Annotated in this window: 20 protein-coding genes; 12 read left to right on the top strand and 8 right to left on the bottom strand. The window is 47.3% G+C overall.

Annotated features, from left to right (window positions below):
- Nucleotides 1-29: 29 nt before the first annotated feature.
- Both QU605_RS12900 and QU605_RS12895 read right to left on the bottom strand, forming a co-directional pair.
- Entirely contained in the window at nt 30-2,576 is a 2,547-nt protein-coding gene (locus tag QU605_RS12900) for a phosphoenolpyruvate carboxylase (protein WP_289725739.1), read from the bottom strand.
- A 192-nt stretch (nt 2,577-2,768) separates the two neighbouring features.
- On the bottom strand, nt 2,769-3,443 hold the full coding sequence (locus QU605_RS12895; protein WP_289725772.1) for a uracil-DNA glycosylase family protein: 675 nt from the start codon (nt 3,441-3,443) through the stop codon (nt 2,769-2,771).
- Nucleotides 3,444-3,550: 107 nt separating this feature from the next.
- On the opposite strand from QU605_RS12895, the gene QU605_RS12890 reads away from it, so the two are divergent.
- Nucleotides 3,551-3,679 carry a 30S ribosomal protein THX gene (locus QU605_RS12890; RefSeq protein ID WP_289725738.1) on the top strand — a complete coding sequence of 43 codons (129 nt, stop codon included), beginning with the start codon at nt 3,551-3,553 and terminating at the stop codon, nt 3,677-3,679.
- 38 nt (nt 3,680-3,717) lie between these two features.
- Here QU605_RS12890 and yaaA read toward each other — a convergent pair whose 3' ends face one another.
- From yaaA to QU605_RS12875, 3 genes are all read right to left on the bottom strand, one after another.
- Nucleotides 3,718-4,479: a peroxide stress protein YaaA gene (gene yaaA / locus QU605_RS12885; protein ID WP_289725737.1), complete on the bottom strand. Its 762-nt coding sequence runs from the start codon at nt 4,477-4,479 to the stop codon at nt 3,718-3,720.
- A gap of 100 nt (nt 4,480-4,579) precedes the next feature.
- A complete protein-coding gene (locus tag QU605_RS12880; protein ID WP_289725736.1) occupies nt 4,580-5,617 on the bottom strand; it encodes an RluA family pseudouridine synthase in 1,038 nt (345 codons plus the stop codon).
- Nucleotides 5,614-6,204, bottom strand: coding sequence for a PASTA domain-containing protein (locus QU605_RS12875; RefSeq protein ID WP_289725735.1), 591 nt, complete (start codon nt 6,202-6,204; stop codon nt 5,614-5,616). Before QU605_RS12875 ends, QU605_RS12880 begins: the two co-directional genes overlap by 4 nt.
- A gap of 100 nt (nt 6,205-6,304) precedes the next feature.
- Between QU605_RS12875 and QU605_RS12870 the strand changes: the two genes are divergently transcribed.
- From QU605_RS12870 to QU605_RS12860, 3 genes are read left to right on the top strand one after another with little or no spacing between them, the layout of a single operon-like run.
- Complete coding sequence (locus QU605_RS12870; RefSeq protein WP_289725734.1) at nt 6,305-7,282, top strand: D-alanine--D-alanine ligase; 978 nt, start codon at nt 6,305-6,307, stop codon at nt 7,280-7,282.
- Nucleotides 7,283-7,315: 33 nt separating this feature from the next.
- The gene (gene coaD, locus QU605_RS12865) at nt 7,316-7,768 is read left to right on the top strand and encodes a pantetheine-phosphate adenylyltransferase (protein ID WP_289725733.1); all 453 of its coding nucleotides are present in this window, start codon (nt 7,316-7,318) and stop codon (nt 7,766-7,768) included.
- A gap of 55 nt (nt 7,769-7,823) precedes the next feature.
- Entirely contained in the window at nt 7,824-9,569 is a 1,746-nt protein-coding gene (locus QU605_RS12860) for a M14 family metallopeptidase (RefSeq protein WP_289725732.1), read from the top strand.
- Nucleotides 9,570-9,574: 5 nt separating this feature from the next.
- Here the strand turns inward: QU605_RS12860 and QU605_RS12855 are convergent, their stop codons facing one another.
- On the bottom strand, nt 9,575-10,171 hold the full coding sequence (locus QU605_RS12855; RefSeq protein WP_289725731.1) for an NUDIX hydrolase: 597 nt from the start codon (nt 10,169-10,171) through the stop codon (nt 9,575-9,577).
- A 7-nt stretch (nt 10,172-10,178) separates the two neighbouring features.
- Between QU605_RS12855 and pyrE the strand changes: the two genes are divergently transcribed.
- Nucleotides 10,179-10,820: an orotate phosphoribosyltransferase gene (gene pyrE / locus QU605_RS12850; protein WP_289725730.1), complete on the top strand. Its 642-nt coding sequence runs from the start codon at nt 10,179-10,181 to the stop codon at nt 10,818-10,820.
- Between the two features lies 1 nt (nt 10,821).
- Nucleotides 10,822-11,214 carry an SRPBCC family protein gene (locus QU605_RS12845; RefSeq protein WP_289725729.1) on the top strand — a complete coding sequence of 131 codons (393 nt, stop codon included), beginning with the start codon at nt 10,822-10,824 and terminating at the stop codon, nt 11,212-11,214.
- On the opposite strand, the gene QU605_RS12840 is transcribed toward QU605_RS12845, so the two are convergent.
- Nucleotides 11,211-11,954 (bottom strand): biotin--[acetyl-CoA-carboxylase] ligase, encoded by a 744-nt coding sequence (locus QU605_RS12840; protein ID WP_289725728.1) that lies wholly within the window; start codon nt 11,952-11,954, stop codon nt 11,211-11,213. The genes QU605_RS12845 and QU605_RS12840 overlap by 4 nt on opposite strands.
- A gap of 91 nt (nt 11,955-12,045) precedes the next feature.
- Here QU605_RS12840 and rsfS point away from each other — a divergent pair, with 91 nt between their 5' ends.
- From rsfS to QU605_RS12810, 6 genes are all read left to right on the top strand, one after another.
- Nucleotides 12,046-12,420: a ribosome silencing factor gene (rsfS, locus tag QU605_RS12835; RefSeq protein WP_289725727.1), complete on the top strand. Its 375-nt coding sequence runs from the start codon at nt 12,046-12,048 to the stop codon at nt 12,418-12,420.
- An 11-nt stretch (nt 12,421-12,431) separates the two neighbouring features.
- On the top strand, nt 12,432-14,465 hold the full coding sequence (gene ftsH / locus QU605_RS12830) for an ATP-dependent zinc metalloprotease FtsH (RefSeq protein WP_289725726.1): 2,034 nt from the start codon (nt 12,432-12,434) through the stop codon (nt 14,463-14,465).
- A 67-nt stretch (nt 14,466-14,532) separates the two neighbouring features.
- Nucleotides 14,533-15,150: an LUD domain-containing protein gene (locus tag QU605_RS12825; RefSeq protein WP_289725725.1), complete on the top strand. Its 618-nt coding sequence runs from the start codon at nt 14,533-14,535 to the stop codon at nt 15,148-15,150.
- A 1-nt stretch (nt 15,151) separates the two neighbouring features.
- A complete protein-coding gene (locus QU605_RS12820; RefSeq protein WP_289725771.1) occupies nt 15,152-15,955 on the top strand; it encodes a phosphatidate cytidylyltransferase in 804 nt (267 codons plus the stop codon).
- Complete coding sequence (locus QU605_RS12815; RefSeq protein ID WP_289725724.1) at nt 15,945-16,613, top strand: phosphatidylserine decarboxylase family protein; 669 nt, start codon at nt 15,945-15,947, stop codon at nt 16,611-16,613. Before QU605_RS12820 ends, QU605_RS12815 begins: the two co-directional genes overlap by 11 nt.
- Complete coding sequence (locus QU605_RS12810) at nt 16,603-16,869, top strand: acyl-CoA-binding protein (protein WP_289725723.1); 267 nt, start codon at nt 16,603-16,605, stop codon at nt 16,867-16,869. Before QU605_RS12815 ends, QU605_RS12810 begins: the two co-directional genes overlap by 11 nt.
- Nucleotides 16,870-16,873: 4 nt before the next feature.
- On the opposite strand, the gene QU605_RS12805 is transcribed toward QU605_RS12810, so the two are convergent.
- Complete coding sequence (locus tag QU605_RS12805; protein ID WP_289725722.1) at nt 16,874-18,142, bottom strand: sterol desaturase family protein; 1,269 nt, start codon at nt 18,140-18,142, stop codon at nt 16,874-16,876.
- Between the last annotated feature and the right edge of the window lie 116 nt (nt 18,143-18,258).

Below are 18,258 nucleotides of genomic sequence, written 5' to 3'. Positions count from 1 at the left end.
GAAAACACTTTGCCCGGAGAAGGTCTTTTTCAGGCAGAATTTCTGCTTGCGTTGATATTCCCGTATAAAGACCGGGTCACAATTTTCTCATAGAGTTCCCGATTCCCGGAGGCATCATTGAATTTTTGCAATGCCGATTGCTGTATCACCAGTAATGGGAGTACGATCTGTTCGCGAATCCGAATGGATTCACGCGAAAGGAGTTCGTCCTGCATTAATTCGGTATACCCGGAAATTTCCAGTAGCATTTGTTTTGAAAGCAGGTACTCATCCCTGAGTATCTTCCAGAAAGGGCCAAACTTAGGATCCTTTTCCATATAGGCGGTTAACTCAAAATAGGACTTGGTCAGGGACATCATACTGTTTTGCATCAAGGCTCTGAAAAATGCCACATCGCTGAACAGGGCTTTCAATTCAGCTATCCTTCCCTCATCTTTGACTTTTTTCAGGGCTGTTCCGATTCCGAAATACCCCGGGACATTCTGCTTGAGCTGGCTCCAGGAACCCACAAAGGAAATGGCACGGAGGTCTGTAAGTTCCAGTTTGGCCTTGTTCCCGCGCTTCCCTGGCCTGCTGCCGATATTCGCTTTTTTGTAAAACCGCAACGTACTGCGTTCTTCCAGATAGGGAATGAACATCTCATGGTGTTTCAATTCGTTGTATTTACTATAGCTCAGTTCCGAAAGGGTTTCGATCAAATCGCGCTGGGAAGGGTCAATCGCATTGTCCTCCCCGTAAAGGGAATTAGACAGGCCTGCAGTGAGTAATTGTTCGCTGTTATGCAGAAATTGCTCCCGGGTTCCGAAAGTACTTGTGATCGTTTGACCCTGTACGGTGAGCTGTATTTCTTCATTGGCAATCTCAGTTGTCTGTGCGGCGTAAAACCTGTGGGTTTTTCCCCCTCCCCTTGCGGGAGGCCCCCCCCGGCCGTCGAAGAAAACCGCCTGTACTCCATTTTTGGAACATACCTCGGAGAGGTGTTCTTTTGTTTTGAAAATAGACCAGTTTGCTTTCAGGTAACCCCCGTCTTTTGTACCGTCTGAAAAGCCAAGCATGATGGTTTGCCGGTTCTTTCGGGAATTGATATGCGCTCGGTAGAACGAAAGATCAAAGAGGGATTGCATGACGGCAATGGAAGTGTCCATACCCTTCATGGTTTCGAAAAGGGGGACAATGTCGAAACTGATTTTACGCCCTTCCCAGCCACACCAACGAAACAGGCCATAGACAAACAGCACCGAAAACTTATCTTCCGAGTTGCTGATGATATAGCGGTTACAGCCCGCTTCCCCGTTTTTTCTCTGGATCTCCGGGAGTTGTGTAATATTGCGTAGCGTATCCTGTATGACCGGATCGGTAAAGTCAGCGGGGTCGACCGCCACGGATTCCTCGCTCAAAAGGGCGATAAGCCTGTCCTCTGAAAGCTCATCCAGGGATTCCCGGATGTACCCTTGGTGTTTCAGCACGGCTTCCACGACACTTTTGTGGACCCTGTGGTCCTGGCGGATATCCAGGTTGGCAAAATGGGTACGGAACAGCCTGACCTTATCTGTAAACGCGGTGAGTTCCCTCAGGTACAAACCGTGGTAATGCCTGGTAATCGTCTGGCGTATTTCGAGAAGGGGTTCGATAATCTGCTCGAAGGAAATGGCTTTTTCGGTATCGAACATCGCCACATAAATGCGCTTTCGGAGCGCCTCCAGAGGCCCCTGCACCTCCCTGAAAGAAAGTTTTTTCTGTAATTCTTTGATGTCTGCGTTGTAACATTTCATCAACGTAGTGCGAAGTTCATCGGCAACAGCCATGGTAATTGAAGCCGTAACAAAGGGGTTTCCGTCCCGGTCCCCTCCGGGCCAGAATCCGAGCTTGATGATGTCGGGGTTGTTGAAGTCCGGGTTTCCGATACTGGATTTAATATGGCTGTAAAAATCCCCGGCGGCATCGTAATAAATATGCCTGAGGATATAGATGATGTTTTTCGCTTCGTCCAAAGGGGTGGGCTTCTCCCGGTTTATCAGTGAGGTGAGCCCGAGTTGCTGCAAGGTCAGGTCGATTTCATCTATCTTGTTCTTCAGGATGAGCGAACGCAACTCTGAAATAATATCCAATACAGCCGGGGTGTAGAATTGCGTGGGGTGGGCTGTGAGTACGATTCGGGCACTGAATGTATTGAGCTTCCCGGTGATCTCGGCCCATCTGTCCTTTCTCCGGGCTACTTGCATAAAGTCGCGGATCACGGGAGAATCGCTATGTCGGTGCAGACGCGGAAAAGCCGCATCCTCCACACTGTCGTAAAGCACCACCTGTCGTTCTACGTATTGTATAATCCGAAACATCAGGTCAATACGCCTTTGCTCCGTGTCGGCAGTTGTGTACCTGTCAAAAAAGGATTGCAGGATGTCAGAAGGGTTTATCCCTGCCTGCAGCCCTGCTTCACTCTCCTTATAGAGAAATGGAATGAGAATTCCGATATCATCTCCCTCGGTATAGGGAAGGTTCAACAAAAGACTGTTGTAGACATTAAAACTGTTCCGTACGGATTTCTGGAATTCCTTCAGTCTTTCGGTCTGGCTCATATTTTTTTTGGTTTTAAGGCTGTGGATCCAAGGACGCATAACCCGCGGCGCACCCTAAAGATCGGTATAAGTACACTTTTAAACATCGTTTTCGACGACTTATCACAAAATATGGCGAATCCGGGGATAAAACCAACAAGGATACAGAACCCTTTGACGGCACCACTACATCAATCTAACCTGTCCTGATTCTCAGAAAAACTCCCGATACTGTTCCACCCTGAAATCCATAACGGTATAACCCGGATCTTTGGCTTTCCGCGCCTTATACTCAGGAATACTTCCCACGGCCCGATTGGCCGAGCCTGAGGGCGCCGTAAGGGAAACTGTTGTAATAATCCGATCCGCGGATTCTGCACCGGGCAACGGGAATTGGTGTATCCTGGGTACGGCATCTGAAACCAATTCCAGTCGCAGGCCGTTTTCCTTCAGAAGTTTTCGGAAAAGATATTCCGGGCCATTTTTGCTGTTCCCCCCGGTGAACAGGAGTTGGGTTACTTTGGGAAATTTCCGGAGCATTCCGAGCAAATCCCTCAATTGAATATTCTGCAATCCCAGGTCCGACGCATTTATAGCTTCCCGTTCCGCCCGATCTACAATATCGCAAATACCAATGCCCCTTTCACGAAGGAACCGCTTGCGGGCCTCAATGGCCCTGATACTGGTTTCAAAAGGTAAGTCGAGGCTGAAAATACGGTTGAGTATTGGCCATAACTGACCATCCCTGCTTCCGTAACAAAAGTCGACATCCAGTGGCCTCAGGATTCCCTGGGTAAAGCGAGGCGGTGGAAGCGTACCCACGATCCACTTTGTGGCCGCTTCAAAAAGAAACGGAGGATAGGGATGAACGTGTTGGAAGGGCCGCATAAGATGTCTGGACTGACTCAAAAATACTTGATTTCCCTTAATATAAACCCGGGTATGCTGCACGAATGCCCGTGAGAATTCGTATTTTAGGATACCAATAAGGGCCAATGGGAAAAGGAGATAAAAAATCGAAAAGGGGTAAAATAGCAAACAAGACTTACGGGGTACGGCGACCTCGCAAAATTCGTAAAAGAACCCCGGTTGAAGAGAAAATCGGCATCAAGGGGAAATCCTGATGCCCGGTACTTAACCAACTAGAGCAGCGCCAAAGGAATTACCGCACAAAAACAGGTTCTGATTCCTTAAGGGTATGCTGTGGACTGAACTGGTACCCTTCGGAGTCAAAACTCCTGATCTGATCCAGCGTCTCTACATTATGATCCAAAATGTAGCGCACCATGGATCCCCGGGCCTTTTTGGCGAAAAAACTGATGACTTTTAATTTGTCCTTACTCCAGTCTTTAAAGATCGGGGTAATTACAGGTACTTTGAGCGCCCTGGAGTCTATGGCGCTGTAGTACTCGTTACTCGCGAGATTTACAAACAACTCCCCTTCTTTGAGTTCGGCATTGATCCGTTTTGTGATATCGTCCTTCCAGAAATCGTAAAGGTTCTTCTTACGACCTATTTTGAGTTTGGTCCCCATCTCCAGGCGATAAGGCTGGATCAGGTCCAGGGGGCGCAGCACCCCATAGAGTCCGGATAGGATTCTCAGCGTATTCTGCAGGCCGTCTAATTGATCCGCATTGAGGGAGTAGGCATCCAGGCCCTGGTAGACATCACCGTTGAATGCAAAAACCGCAGGACGTGCATTGTCGGGCGTAAACGGGATTGAAAAATTTTGATTCCTTTCCCAGTTCAGTTCAGCAAGCTGGGCTGAAATTCCCATGAGATCCGAAAGCGATTTGGGTTTCTTCTTCGCGAGTACTTTATTGATTTTTTCGGCCTGCTCCAGAAAAACAGGTTCGGAATACTGCTCCGTAGGAAGGGGCGATTCAAAATCCAGTGATTTTGCAGGGGAAATGACAATTTTCATAAGTGGGAGCTCAAAACATTTACAGAAACGAAAATACAACTCAAAAAAGACTGGAAGTCCGATATTCCAATGGACTTTTTTATAGCCCTATCAATCCTTCTTATTCGTCCCCGACATGGCGTGTATAATGCTGCCATTTCGAAATACATGCGCTCATGTCCTCAGGCAGGTCGGACTTAAAGGCCATCCACTTTCCGGTTTCCGGATGCGTAAAACCAAGGGTATGCGCGTGCAGCGCCTGACGGGGCAACATGGCAAAGGCATTTTCGACAAATTGGCGGTATTTACTAAAGGTGGTTCCCTTGAGTATTCGGTCTCCCCCATAGCGGGCATCATTAAAAAGAGGGTGTCCCAGGTATTTCATGTGTACGCGAATCTGGTGGGTGCGTCCTGTTTCCAGACGACAGGAAACCAGGGTTACGTACCGGAATCGCTCCAGGACCTCATAGTTCGTTTTTGCTTCCTTCCCCTGTTCACCATCGGGAAAAACCTGCATCTGCAACCTGTTCTTCGGATTCCTGCCAATGGCTCCCTCAATACTGCCGCGATCCTCCTCAACATTCCCCCAAACCAGGGCGATATATTCCCTTTCAGTAGTCTTATCGTAAAATTGCCTGGCCAGATTCGCCATTGCCTGAGAGGTTTTGGCTACCACGAGAAGTCCGGAAGTATCCTTGTCGATCCGATGCACCAGTCCGGGCCGGTTATCTGAATTCAGCGGAAGATCTTCCATGTGGTATGCCAGGGCATTGACCAGGGTACCGGAATAATTCCCGTGTCCGGGGTGGACCACCATCCCGGCCGGCTTATTGATCACCATTAGCGCGTCATCCTCGTAAACAATATCCAGTGGAATCGCCTCGGGTTTGATGAGGTGCTCATAAGGGGGGTGTTCAAAAAGTACTTTGACAACATCGCCCGCCTTTACCCGGTAATTTTGCTTAACCACCCGATCGTTTACCCTGATATTTCCATCCCTTGCCGCTTGCTGAATCTTATTGCGTGTGGCATTCCGGATCAGGTTCATCAGGTATTTGTCTATACGCAACGGCTCCTGACCTGAGGCTGCTTCAAAACTATGGTGTTCAAAGAGTTCCGCTTCTTCAGGATGCTCCTCACCTTGGGTATCTGGAATCATTCCTCGTTTTGGGCTTTGATTCGGGCTTTTTCAGGCACAGTCCCATTCCCGCAAATCAACTCGATGCCCGAGGTCCTGGGGAGTTTGTCCCCTGGTTTGATGTACTTGCCCTCAAACCGGATGCGGTACACCATATCTTTTCCCAGCTCATCAATATAGGTGACCTCATCTACATCCAGTCCAACGGCTCTGAGCATGGAAGTGGCATTGCGGCGGGTGACCTGTACAATATCCGGCACCGTTACTTTCTTATATCCCGAAGGATTTACAGTAACGTAGATTTTTCGATTCTTTTTAACCTTGCTGCCCGCCGGAGGATTTTGTTCAATAATCGAAAAACGGGGGTATTGGGGGTCAAAATTCGCAGAATCCACGACCTCATACCTCAAATCCAAGGTAGCCAGGGCCTCCCGCATTTCGGTTACCGACTTTTTGCCGAGGTCCGGAACCTGAACAAATTCTCCGTGGTGTGTCGTACTCTTCAGCCATTGCATGGAAAGGAAGACCAGAACTACTGAAACGGCCAGGGCAATCCCCAGCTGAATCAGAAAGGTTTTAGAGGTCAAAAAACTCAGAAAGTTTCGCATTAGAAATGGGTTGTGGCGACAAAGATAGGAAACCCCCGTGTTTTTTATTTATTTTGGTGGGGGGATATCACAGCGCCATACCGATCTCCCCAACGACCGAATGAAAAAAAATATCGCAATAGTGATGGGTGGGTATTCCAGCGAATACGACATCTCCATCCAGAGTGGGAATATGGTCTATGAATCCCTGGATCGGGAGAAGTATACGCCATACCGGATTCTTATTCAAAAGGAAAAATGGGTCCTTCTGGATGATCAGGACGCAGAATTCCCTGTAAATCGGGATAATTTTAGTGCCGAAATTCAAGGCACCCAGGTTTTATTTGACTGTGTTTTTAACGCCATTCACGGAACTCCCGGAGAGGACGGACTGCTGCAGGCATATCTGGACCTGCTTGAAATACCATATACCTCATGTGGATTTTATCAGGCTGCACTAACCTTTAATAAACGCGATCTATTAAGCGTCCTCAAACCCAGGGGAATCCACTGTGCTCAATCCTATCTTCTGGACCGAGGCCAGGAGGTCCGTCCGGATGAAATTTTTGCCCGGGTTGGACTTCCGTGCTTTGTTAAAGCGAACCGGGCCGGGAGTAGTTTCGGGGTGACCCTCGTCAAGGAGCCGGGAGAACTAAGGGGGGCGTTGGATGCTGCTTTCAGGGAAGATGATGAAATCCTTATAGAATCGGCCCTCAGGGGTACCGAAGTCTCCGTAGGAGTCATCCGGTATAAAGGAGAGGTTCGGGTGTTACCCATGACGGAGATTATTCCGGATGGGGACTTCTTTGACTACAAGGCCAAGTACGAAGGCCAATCCCGGGAGATCACCCCCGCGCGAATTGACGATACCACAAGAGATAGGGTGGCTGATACTGCCCGATTTATCTATGAAACTTTAAAAATGAAAGGTTTCAGTCGAAGTGAATTCATTCTTGTTGATGGAATCCCCCATTTTCTCGAAATGAATACGACCCCCGGACTCACGGGCGCCAGCTTGTTGCCTCAGCAGGCTAAAGCCGCTGGAATATCGGTTTCAGACCTTTTTGAAAGTTCGATTCAACAGGCCCTTGAGGACTAAAACGCATTGCAGACAGCAACTAAATACGACAGTATGAAACGCGCGATTTTTCCAGGTTCATTTGATCCGATCACCCTGGGCCATTACGACATCATCAAACGGGGTATTTCCCTCTTTGATGAGTTAATCATTGCCATCGGTGAAAACGCCGACAAGGCCTATATGTTTACCATGGAGCAACGCATGGGTTTTATCGAAAAGGCATTTGAAGACGAACCGCGAATCCGCGTGGCAGCTTACAGCGGCCTTACTGTTGATTACTGCCGGAAAGTCAAGGCGGATTTTATCCTGAGAGGGCTTCGAAATCCAGCGGATTTCGAGTTTGAAAAAGCCATCGCACATACCAACCGCAAACTCTCCGAGATCGAAACTGTATTTTTACTCACCTCCTCCGGAAAATCGTACATCAGTTCATCAATTGTTCGGGATGTGATTCGGAACGGCGGGGATTACACCGGTCTGGTACCCGATACGGTGCGCTTCTAAACTTCAATCCCAGGACCAGATTCGCCCGGAACAGAATTTAAAAGATTCCATCTATATGCGTTCTTTTGTACCCCTTGCTTTGTTGTTTTTGATCTTTTCGGTCTCCTGCGAGGCGGATCCCAAGAATTCCAGCGCGGAAATTAAGACCCCTTTTGAAAAAGGGGACGGAAATACGACAGCTACTTATGAGGAACTGATATCCTTCTATCGGGAATTGGCCCGGGAATATCCTCAGATCAATTTACAGACCATCGGTGAAACGGATAGTGGAGTGCCATTGCACCTGGTTACCTATAACCCCGATGGAGGCTTCGACTTCCAAAAACTCAGCAGGGATAAAGTAATGTTGCTCATTCTAAACGGAATTCATCCTGGGGAACCGGACGGAATTGACGCCACCAGTGCGCTCATGCGGGATTTAGCCAGTGGGGCCGTAGCGACCTCTGAGAATGTAGTCGTTAGTGCGATTCCCATCTATAATATCGGTGGGGCCTTAAACCGGAATTCGACGACCCGCGCCAACCAGAATGGTCCGGAATCATATGGTTTCAGGGGCAATGCGAGGAATTACGACCTCAACCGGGATTTCCTGAAAATGGATACGCACAATGCCCGCACCTTTGCCGCTATTTTCAGACTCGTTCGCCCGCATTTGTTTCTGGATACTCATGTAAGCAATGGAGCTGACTACCAGTATACCCTAACCCATTTGTTTACCCAACACAATAAGCTGGGTGGAGCCCCGGGCTATTTTGTGAATAAAACGCTCCGGCCCGGGCTTGAAAAGGCCCTTGAGGCAAGAGACTGGGATATTACCCCCTACGTCAATGTATTTAACCGTCCCCCTGATGGCGGTTTCTCTCAATTCATGGACTACCCCCGATATTCCACGGGTTACGCCTCACTTTGGAATACCCCTGGGCTCATGGTCGAGACCCACATGCTGAAGTCGTATCCCTCCAGGGTGGCGGGAACTTATGATTTAATGCTTAGTTTACTGGCACTGGCAGAAACCCATAAAGATGCCCTAAAAAGGTTTAAGGAAGAGGCCCCAGAGGCATTTCTGCCCGGAGCCTATTATCCCTTTGGATGGGAGGTGGACTCCACCGCTTTCGAAGTCCTGGACTTCCAGGGATACCAGGCGGATACGGTAACAAGTCAGGTTACGGGACACTCCAGGCTTCAGTACAACAGACAAAAGCCCGTAACACCTCAAATTCCCTATTACAATAAGTTCAGATCCCGGGATTCAATTCGCATTCCCAGGGCGTATATCCTTCCCGGCAGCTGGGAACGGGTTCGCGAAAGGCTTGATTGGAACGGCATTACCTACCGTGAGTTCGCCTCTGACAGTTCCCTTAAGGTGACAAGTTACCGGATAGAAGATTTTGCAACATACACCCGCCCCTATGAAGGCCATTATCCGCATTACCAAACACGCGTAAGTGCGCAATCAGAAACACGGGAATTTAAAAAAGGAGATCTCTGGATTCCGACCCATCAGGAGGGCGTACGGTATGTGCTGGAAGCCCTGGAACCCGAACTTCCGGATTCTTTCTTTAGCTGGAATTTTTTCGATACGGTTCTGCAGCAGAAAGAAGGCTTTTCGCCCTATGTCTTTGAAGATACGGCTGCTGAAATGCTCCGGGATAATGCGGAACTCAGGGCGCAGTTTGAAGCAAAAAAGCAGGGGGACCCGGATTTTGCGGGCAGTTCCTACAGGCAATTGGACTGGCTCTTTAAACAGAGCCCTAATTATGAACCCGCCCATTTGCAGTACCCTGTATACCGTTTAGAGTGAAACTCTTAAAGCGAAGGTGGCTCAAAGAGGATCCGGATATTGATATACGATTTTTCAAGGGCCTTCCGGATCTTCTCAGGTCCCTTCCATTTAACTTTCACGATTCCTTCTTTTTCCTCACCTACGAGTTTTCCGTCATAGTTTGTTTTCATGGCGAACCAGTGCACCTCTTTGAGTCTCAGTTTCCCGTTTCGCTTAAAAATATGGTAGGTCGTACGGAGGAAATTCTCAATTTTTAAGTTCTGCACGCCGGTTTCTTCTTCCACTTCCCGAAGTGCGCATTCCTCGAGGTTTTCCTTCTTTTTCTGAACCCCTTTGGGCAAATCCCATTTATCATTTCGGTAGATAAAAAGCACCTTTCCTTTTTTATTGGTCACCACCCCTCCTGCAGCCACTACCCTTGGTATGTACTTCGAAAATTTATTCAGAATTTCCTCGTGATTCGGATGATATATATAAGCTTTATCGATCTTTTTCTTGCGCAATCCGTCCACAGCGGCAAGCACTTCGCTTTCATTCATCATAAAGTATGCACCGTCTCCTTTTTCACGGATTTTATCTGTGAGGATCAGAGGTCGTTCATTCACAAAAACTTTATACATTTACACCATGGTTTTAGATACAGATACTGCGCTGAAGACAGCAGAGCTATTGCTACAAATAAATGCAATTAAATTAAGACCTGAAAATCCCTTCACATGGGCTTCTGGCTGGAAATCTCCGATTTATTGCGACAATCGCATCCTGCTGTCATACCCTGCGATCCGGAATTTCGTTCGGGAGCAAATGGCCCGGCAGGTTGAAGAGCTTTACGGCCGACCCGATGTGATTGCAGGGGTAGCGACCGGGGCGATAGGAATTGGTGTCCTTGTAGCCGAACAAATGGGGCTTCCCTTTATATATGTGCGACCGGAACCCAAAGGACACGGACGTCAGAACCAAATTGAAGGCTACGCCACCGAAGGCCAGACGGTCGTCGTGGTGGAAGACCTTATCAGCACCGGGCAAAGCAGTTTAAAAGCAGTTGATGCCCTGGAAGCGGCAGGACTTAAGGTGAAAGGGATGCTGGCCGTATTCAGTTATGGTTTTGCACTCTCGGAACAGCGCTTTAAATCGAGGGAACTTTCACTGAACACCCTCAGCAATTACGAATCATTAATCTCTCAGGCTTCTAAAACGGGGTATGTAAATCAGAATCAGCTGGAGACCCTTAAAGCGTGGAGAGAAAACCCTGAAAATTGGAAACCCTGATATGCATTTAGAAGCACCCGTAAAAAATGTTGGCAAATCACAGAAAGAAGTTTACGACTTTCTCTCTGATCTTTCAAATTTTAAGAAGTTGATGCCAGATTCCATCCAAACCTTTGAAGTACTGGACGAAGATACTTTTCGTTTTGCCTTAAAAGGGATGCCGGAAATTGTGCTTCGTCGCAAAGAACAGACCCCCCACGAGAAAATTGTACTGGGCGCTGCCAGCGATAAACTCCCGTTTACCCTGACGGCTAATCTTCGGGAAATTGAGGCAGAAGAAACAGAGGTTGCCCTGACCTTTGAAGGAGAGTTCAACGCCATGATGGCCATGATGATAAAGTCTCCCATTACCAATTTCCTGGGCACCCTGAGCACGAAACTCGATGTGATTTAGTCCTGGCGCAAGGCGGGATATTGCAGCTCTTTAAATCCAAAGGATTCTATCCTGCCATCGGGCAGGGCTATTTTTAGGAGGCCATCCGGCTGCACCCCCAGAATGGTGCCTTTAAAAGAGGATCCATCCTTCCGGCGGTACGCTGACAGTTGGTCCTTGAGATACAAATGTGCTTCATACTGCTCAAGGGTAGGCCTTGGGTTATCGACATCCATTCCGGACAAATCCGATTCGAGTTGCTCCATTACCTTCAAGAGGACTTCATCGGGGTCGAAATCGTGTTTTGTTACCATTTTTAAAGAGGTCGCCCCGGGCAATTTTGCAAAAAGGGTTTGATTCACATTCAGTCCGATACCGACAATACTGCGGGCAATAAAATTTCCCTGAAGTTGATTTTCAATCAAGATCCCGCATAGTTTCCGATTACCTGACAGAATGTCGTTAGGCCATTTCAAAGACAAATGAGGTATTTTAAGGGCTTCCAAAGCAGTATAAACACTTAAAGAGATGGTCATGTTAAGCATAAAATGTGAGCGTGCTGGCAAGGCTCCAAAATTCTTTAAAACACTGAATGTTAGATTTTTACCTCCTTCCGTTTCCCAAAGGGTGCCCCGCTGACCCCTCCCGGCTGTCTGATGATTGGCCTGTACAACCGTAAAATCAGGAAGATTCTCCTGCCTGGACAACCGGTTTAAATAGGTGTTGGTGGAATCCGTGGCATCAAGTTTGATCAACTGCATTCGGGTTCATTTTAGCACTAATAACCTTATGTTAAAAGCGGGGCCTCAAAAAACAAAAAAATAATAACTTTGCACAAACTAAATTCTTTGAATGCAGAATCGGAAAGCGAGCGCAGATGAATTGATTGCCTTAATCTTACACGGAATAGAAGAAGTTAAAGGTTTAGACATTAATATCCTGGACTTAAGGGAAATTGAAAACACAGTTTGCGACTACTTTATTCTTTGCAGTGGAACGTCCAATACCCACGTCAACGCAATTGTAAATTCCATACAGAAAACCGTCAGTAAAGCCATCAATGACAAACCATGGCATGTAGAAGGATCTGAGAATTCAGAATGGGTGCTCATGGATTATGTGAATGTAGTGGTTCATGTCTTCCAAAAACATACACGCGAGTACTACGATATAGAGGGCCTTTGGGGCGACGCCAAGGTTACTCTCGTAGAAAGCAGCTTTAATTAGGAAAAAATTCAATGGCAAAAGATAGCAATACCCCACAAAAAAAACCCCGCTTTAGTTCATGGTGGATTTACGGAGTTATCATCCTATTTCTTATCGGATACCAGTTTATCGGGAACGATAGCTTCTCCCCAACCAGCAAGACTACAACCTCTGAGTTACAGGAGTTTCTGAGGAATGGGGATATCGACAAGATCCTGATCATCACCAATGCGCGGCAGGCGAAGGTTTTCCTCACACAGGAGGCCCTGGCTAAAGATGTCCATAAAGATGTGGCTGATAAACCCTTTTCTTTAACCTCGGGAAGCGTACCACAGTATGTTCTTGACTATGGGGATCTCCAGAATTTTGAAAACGATATCAAGAAGATCAAGCAGGAAAACAACCTGGATACGGTCGTGGACTATGATACGGAGTCCAATGTACTGATGGAACTTCTGTTTACCTTACTGCCATTTGTCCTGATTATCGGGATATGGATTTACCTCATGAGACGGATGTCCGGAGGAGGAGCCGGAGGAGCTGGAGGACAGATATTCAATATCGGTAAGTCCAAGGCCAAACTCTTTGATGAAAAGACGGATACGCGTACCACTTTTAAGGACGTAGCGGGTCTTGAAGGCGCCAAGGAAGAGGTTGAGGAAATCGTAGAATTTCTCAAGAATCCGGATAAATACACCTCCCTTGGGGGTAAAATCCCCAAAGGGGCTTTACTTGTAGGACCTCCGGGTACCGGTAAAACCCTCCTGGCCAAAGCCGTGGCCGGGGAAGCTAAAGTACCTTTCTTCTCCCTGTCCGGATCGGATTTTGTCGAGATGTTCGTGGGGGTTGGTGCTTCCAGGGTACGAGACCTCTTTAAGCAGGCCAAGGATAAATCTCCCTCCATTATTTTTATTGATGAAATTGACGCCATAGGCCGCGCCAGGGGGAAAAATAACTTTACCGGGTCTAATGATGAACGGGAAAACACCCTGAACCAACTATTGACAGAAATGGATGGTTTTGGCAGCAACACGAACGTGATTGTGCTTGCCGCTACAAACCGGGCTGACGTTCTGGATAAAGCCCTGATGCGTGCCGGACGTTTTGATCGCCTGATTTATGTAGATCTGCCCGATATCCGGGAACGTAAAGAAATTTTTGAAGTTCACCTGCGTCCGATCAAGACGGCGGAGACCCTGGACCTGGATTTCCTCGCCCGTCAAACCCCTGGATTCTCAGGAGCGGATATTGCCAATGTCTGTAATGAGGCGGCTTTGATCGCAGCGCGTAAGGAGAAAAAGGCCGTTACAAAACAAGATTTCCTCGATGCCGTTGACCGAATTGTTGGAGGGCTCGAAAAAAAGAATAAAATAATTACTCCAGGGGAGAAAAAAACCATTGCCTATCACGAAGCGGGTCACGCTACCGTAAGCTGGATGTTGGAACACGCGGCACCTTTGGTGAAAGTTACTATAGTTCCAAGGGGGCAGTCATTAGGCGCAGCCTGGTATTTGCCAGAGGAACGCCTTTTAGTTCGCCCTGAACAGATGAAGGATGAAATGTGCGCAACCCTTGGGGGTCGGGCAGCGGAAAAGGTTATCTTCGATAAAATTTCCACTGGGGCCCTGAGTGATCTGGAGAAGGTGACAAAGCAAGCGCGGGCCATGGTTACAATTTATGGCTTGAATGACGAAATTGGAAACGTGACCTTTTACGATTCGTCCGGTCAGTCGGAATACGGCTTTACTAAGCCTTATAGTGAGGAAACGGCCCGTAAGATCGACGCCGAGATATCCAAGATCATCGAGGAGCAATACGTTCGGGCAATTCAGGTTCTGGAAGAGAATAAAGACAAGCTGGAAGTGTTAGCCGATTTTCTTTTGGAAAAAGAAGTTATCTTTAAAGAGGATTTGGAGCGGATTTTTGGAAAGCGTCCTTTTGAAAAGCGATTTGATGCCCTTGGGCAGGAAAAGGCAATAATACCTCCTGAATCAGAAGAAGCTTCGGAAGATCCGGAATCCCCGGCTCCTGAAATTTCTGAGGAACCAATTGACGAAACGAAATAAACAGACCATTAGGACCGCTTTTTTAGTTTAAGGGTCCTGTAACCTCAAAGAATACCTGGCAAAGTACATGGGCTTTTTTGATAAACTTTTTGGAGGAGGAAAGAAAAAGAAAGGTTCCAAAGAGACCGTTCAGACCCGTGGTGCCCACATGCCTGATTTAAAAATACCTGTGGATGAGAAATTCACCATTCAATTTAAAAAGAATGGGGGCAAGTTTATCTACTGCGATGATTTTGGGGAGGTTCTCGAGGGAATGAAAAATATCATCCAGGAAAACCAGTGGGAGCAAACGCCTTTTTATATTTTAAATCCCTCCCTGGAAGAGCGTTTTTCAGATCAGAATATCCGATTTTCGCGCACCGCCTCGGACAGTGAGGTTTTCTTTACGACTTGCGAACACCTGATCGCCCAAAATGGTTCCATCCTGGTGAGCTCAAACCAGTTGCTGGAAAAAAAGCTCTCTGAGATCCCTGAGAATATTGTTGTTTTGGCTACTACCAGCCAACTGGTTGAATCTATTGGTGAAGGTCTGAAAATCATCAAAAAGAAGTACAGGCAGCGAATCCCCGCCAATATTACCACCCTAAAACATTTTAAGCCTACAACAGAAGGAGATTCCGTAGATTTTCTAACCTATGGAAGCAGCTCCAAACATTTATACCTCTTATTACTGGAAGATCTATAAGATGAGGGAGGTGTTAAGAAGGGTATTGACCGGAGTCGTCTATGTAATGCTTCTTCTATCAGCGGTTTTCCTCAGCTCGGATGCGTATGATTTTCTTTTTATGGTTTTCGGCCTGGCCTGCCTCTACGAATATAAAAGGCTGGTTCTCCTTAAGGGGTACTATATTTTTATGGGCTACCTCGCCTTATGGTGGGTCTTTATCTACCTTACCCGGGATCCCGTCCTGATCCACACTTTGCTCTTCCTGACCATTGCAGTCAACATAGGCCTGATCACCTATCTGTTCTCTCCGAAACTTAAAGCGTTTAATTTGTTTCAGAAATACCTGATCGGTCTGTTCTATTTGGGCGGAGGTTGTATTTTCCTCACCATGATTCCTTATCAGGATGATTTTTTTGCAAAATATCTTATTATGGGTATCTTCATTATGATCTGGGTAAATGACTCTTTTGCCTATCTGGTGGGTAAAACCCTGGGGCGACATAAGCTTTATCCCGCGATCTCTCCCAAAAAGACCATAGAAGGAAGCTTGGGGGGATTAGTTTTTACATTAATAGCAGCTTATATGTTGGGTCGTTATGCCCCGGTTCTCAATAACACACAGTGGCTCATCCTCGCCTTGGTCGTCGTGGTCACCGGAGGTTTGGGAGACCTTATAGAATCCAAACTAAAACGGGCAGCAGGCGTTAAAGACAGTGGCGCCATACTACCCGGGCATGGAGGAATGCTGGATCGTTTGGACAGCCTGGTATTTGCAGCTCCTTTCGCCTATTTAACGCTAATCATATTTCAGTATGTTTCATAAGGAAGGCCAAAACATTATTCTGGTTGCCTTTTTCCTGTGTGCCGCCCTGACATTGGTCGCCCAGTTCTACATCGAGCCCATTTGGTTGAGAATCTCCATACAGGCAGGGGCAATACTCATCCTCGTTTTGATTTTACAGTTTTTCAGAAATCCCAAAAGAGTGGCCGCCCGGACTTTTGACGAAATCCTCGCTCCTGCTGATGGCAAAGTAGTCGCTATAGAAGAAGTTGAGGAAACCGAGTATTTCAAGGACAAAAGAATACAGGTTTCCATCTTTATGTCCCCCCTGAATGTGCACGTAACACGCTTCCCGGCAAGCGGAGCCATATCCTACTCCAAATACCATCCCGGAAAATATCTCGTCGCATGGCATCCCAAATCGAGCACTGAAAACGAACGTACAACCGTGGTGATACGGACACCTCTTTTTGGTGAAATCGGCTACCGTCAAATCGCCGGGGCCATGGCGCGGAGAATCGTTAACTATGCAGAAGAAGGAGAGAGTGTACAACAGGGTGCGGATGCCGGATTTATTAAATTTGGTTCCAGAGTAGATTTGTTGCTACCTTTAGATAGTGTGATTACCGTAAAACTCAACCAAAAAGTGGTAGGTGCAAAAACCTGTATTGCAACCCTGGCGCCTGAGGATGAAGAATGAAAAACTACATAAGGATTTTAAAGAAGCGGTTGCCTATATCAACAATTATAACCGCTTGCTTCCTGCTGATTTACTCTTAAAACTCTATGCCTACTACAAAATAGCGCATAACAACTACAGTAATCCCGGGAGTAAGACCCCCCTCATCAACGCATTTAAAGCAAACGCACTTATTCAGGCACAGGACGTGTCACCTGAAATCGCCATGCAAACCTACATCGAGTTGGTGGAAAACCACGTGCGCAAACTCTCCTAACCTTTCAGATTGCCACCGAATCCCCAGCGGGCCGATTTTCAATAAAACCGAAGTATACGGTGCCGGCCAGTGTAATTCCAAAATAGAGCGCAACCCATAGAGGACCTCCTGACCAAAACGCTCCTAAACCAAACCAGTCCCCCGTCATGGCCAGGACCGCAAACCCAAAGACCACACGGGTAACCTCAATCCATACAGCATAACGCTTCCCGTCCATCAGGGTAGTGTACCCATAGATTCCCGCAAATATGAAGGCCCCGAATAACAGGAGTCCCTGAAACCCGATACCGGAATAATTGTAGAACATAAAAAGCAGCAGTCCAAGCGTGGAAAGGGCCTGAAAAATAGCATAGCCTTTGAGCAAATTCGAAGTTTGGGGCTCGTAACGCCTGAAGTTATAAACATCGGCAATTATCTCTATGGGGTATTTCTCAGCGACATCTGCCGGGCGCCAACCCGTAGGCATAAACCAAATACGCACCTTATCCCAGAGGTTATTTGTCCTCCATGCATCCTGCATGATCCTCCATAGGTGCTGAAAATTTATGTGGATCGGGTTCCAAGTATGCGCAGGTTTCAGAACCCCATACTGAGGTGGTACTGTTTCAAGTTCCTCCTGAAAGGTCCCAAAGAGCCGGTCCCAGACACAAAGTACCTGCCCCAGGTTCTTGTCGATGTATTCAGGATTAATCGCATGGTGTACCCTGTGTTGAGAGGGTGTTACGATGATGTATTCCAACCAGCCCATTTTACCGATATGCTGGGTATGGTACCAGAACTGGGCGAAAAGATGGGCGGGAGCCAAAATAGCGATTACCTGTTCCGGAACGCCCAAAAGGGCAGCCGGGATAAGCATCAGGGGGAAATACCCTACCAGGTTGGAAATGGACTGCCGCAAGGCACAGGCCAAATTAAACTCCTCACTGCTGTGGTGGATCACATGCTGGTTCCAGAATATATTCACATGATGGCTCAGCCTGTGGTTCCAGTATCCCGCGAAATCTATGGCAAAAAAGGCGACCAACCATACCATCCATGTGGCCTTAATCTGGAAGAGCGCCAGATGTTCTACCAGGTACGGGTAGCTGACCAGGATCACCCCCAGCCCCAGGGAATCCTTAACTATATTGGTAAGCCCGGAACTAATGGAACTCACCGTATCCATCACCTTGTATTTCTGATTTTTCCTGAAATAGCCGTACCCAATCTCGATCAGCATCAGGACGATGAAGAACGGGATGGCGTACAAAAGGGCTTTGGCATAGGTTTCCATGGGTGCAAAGTATCACTCAAAAATACTAAAACCGATGTATTTATCACCTATGCCTGAATAGGCGACGTTCCGGAAAATCTTTTTTTGCATCATTCCATTTCCGGGTACACTCAGGG

It is taken from the genome of Robiginitalea aurantiaca (assembly GCF_030380815.1).
Classification (GTDB): domain Bacteria; phylum Bacteroidota; class Bacteroidia; order Flavobacteriales; family Flavobacteriaceae; genus Robiginitalea; species Robiginitalea aurantiaca.
This window is presented reverse-complemented; position numbering and strand designations above follow the sequence as displayed.

What these genes read in the sequence shown, in the direction of transcription:
- QU605_RS12900 (WP_289725739.1), bottom strand. Translation starts at nt 2,576, where the DNA reads ATGAGCCAGACCGAAAGACTGAAGGAATTCCAGAAATCCGTACGGAAC.
- QU605_RS12895 (WP_289725772.1), bottom strand. Translation starts at nt 3,443, where the DNA reads ATGCGGCCCTTCCAACACGTTCATCCCTATCCTCCGTTTCTTTTTGAA.
- QU605_RS12890 (WP_289725738.1), top strand. Translation starts at nt 3,551, where the DNA reads ATGGGAAAAGGAGATAAAAAATCGAAAAGGGGTAAAATAGCAAACAAG.
- yaaA (WP_289725737.1), bottom strand. Translation starts at nt 4,479, where the DNA reads ATGAAAATTGTCATTTCCCCTGCAAAATCACTGGATTTTGAATCGCCC.
- QU605_RS12880 (WP_289725736.1), bottom strand. Translation starts at nt 5,617, where the DNA reads ATGATTCCAGATACCCAAGGTGAGGAGCATCCTGAAGAAGCGGAACTC.
- QU605_RS12875 (WP_289725735.1), bottom strand. Translation starts at nt 6,204, where the DNA reads ATGCGAAACTTTCTGAGTTTTTTGACCTCTAAAACCTTTCTGATTCAG.
- QU605_RS12870 (WP_289725734.1), top strand. Translation starts at nt 6,305, where the DNA reads ATGAAAAAAAATATCGCAATAGTGATGGGTGGGTATTCCAGCGAATAC.
- coaD (WP_289725733.1), top strand. Translation starts at nt 7,316, where the DNA reads ATGAAACGCGCGATTTTTCCAGGTTCATTTGATCCGATCACCCTGGGC.
- QU605_RS12860 (WP_289725732.1), top strand. Translation starts at nt 7,824, where the DNA reads ATGCGTTCTTTTGTACCCCTTGCTTTGTTGTTTTTGATCTTTTCGGTC.
- QU605_RS12855 (WP_289725731.1), bottom strand. Translation starts at nt 10,171, where the DNA reads ATGTATAAAGTTTTTGTGAATGAACGACCTCTGATCCTCACAGATAAA.
- pyrE (WP_289725730.1), top strand. Translation starts at nt 10,179, where the DNA reads ATGGTTTTAGATACAGATACTGCGCTGAAGACAGCAGAGCTATTGCTA.
- QU605_RS12845 (WP_289725729.1), top strand. Translation starts at nt 10,822, where the DNA reads ATGCATTTAGAAGCACCCGTAAAAAATGTTGGCAAATCACAGAAAGAA.
- QU605_RS12840 (WP_289725728.1), bottom strand. Translation starts at nt 11,954, where the DNA reads ATGCAGTTGATCAAACTTGATGCCACGGATTCCACCAACACCTATTTA.
- rsfS (WP_289725727.1), top strand. Translation starts at nt 12,046, where the DNA reads ATGCAGAATCGGAAAGCGAGCGCAGATGAATTGATTGCCTTAATCTTA.
- ftsH (WP_289725726.1), top strand. Translation starts at nt 12,432, where the DNA reads ATGGCAAAAGATAGCAATACCCCACAAAAAAAACCCCGCTTTAGTTCA.
- QU605_RS12825 (WP_289725725.1), top strand. Translation starts at nt 14,533, where the DNA reads ATGGGCTTTTTTGATAAACTTTTTGGAGGAGGAAAGAAAAAGAAAGGT.
- QU605_RS12820 (WP_289725771.1), top strand. Translation starts at nt 15,152, where the DNA reads ATGAGGGAGGTGTTAAGAAGGGTATTGACCGGAGTCGTCTATGTAATG.
- QU605_RS12815 (WP_289725724.1), top strand. Translation starts at nt 15,945, where the DNA reads ATGTTTCATAAGGAAGGCCAAAACATTATTCTGGTTGCCTTTTTCCTG.
- QU605_RS12810 (WP_289725723.1), top strand. Translation starts at nt 16,603, where the DNA reads ATGAAGAATGAAAAACTACATAAGGATTTTAAAGAAGCGGTTGCCTAT.
- QU605_RS12805 (WP_289725722.1), bottom strand. Translation starts at nt 18,142, where the DNA reads ATGGAAACCTATGCCAAAGCCCTTTTGTACGCCATCCCGTTCTTCATC.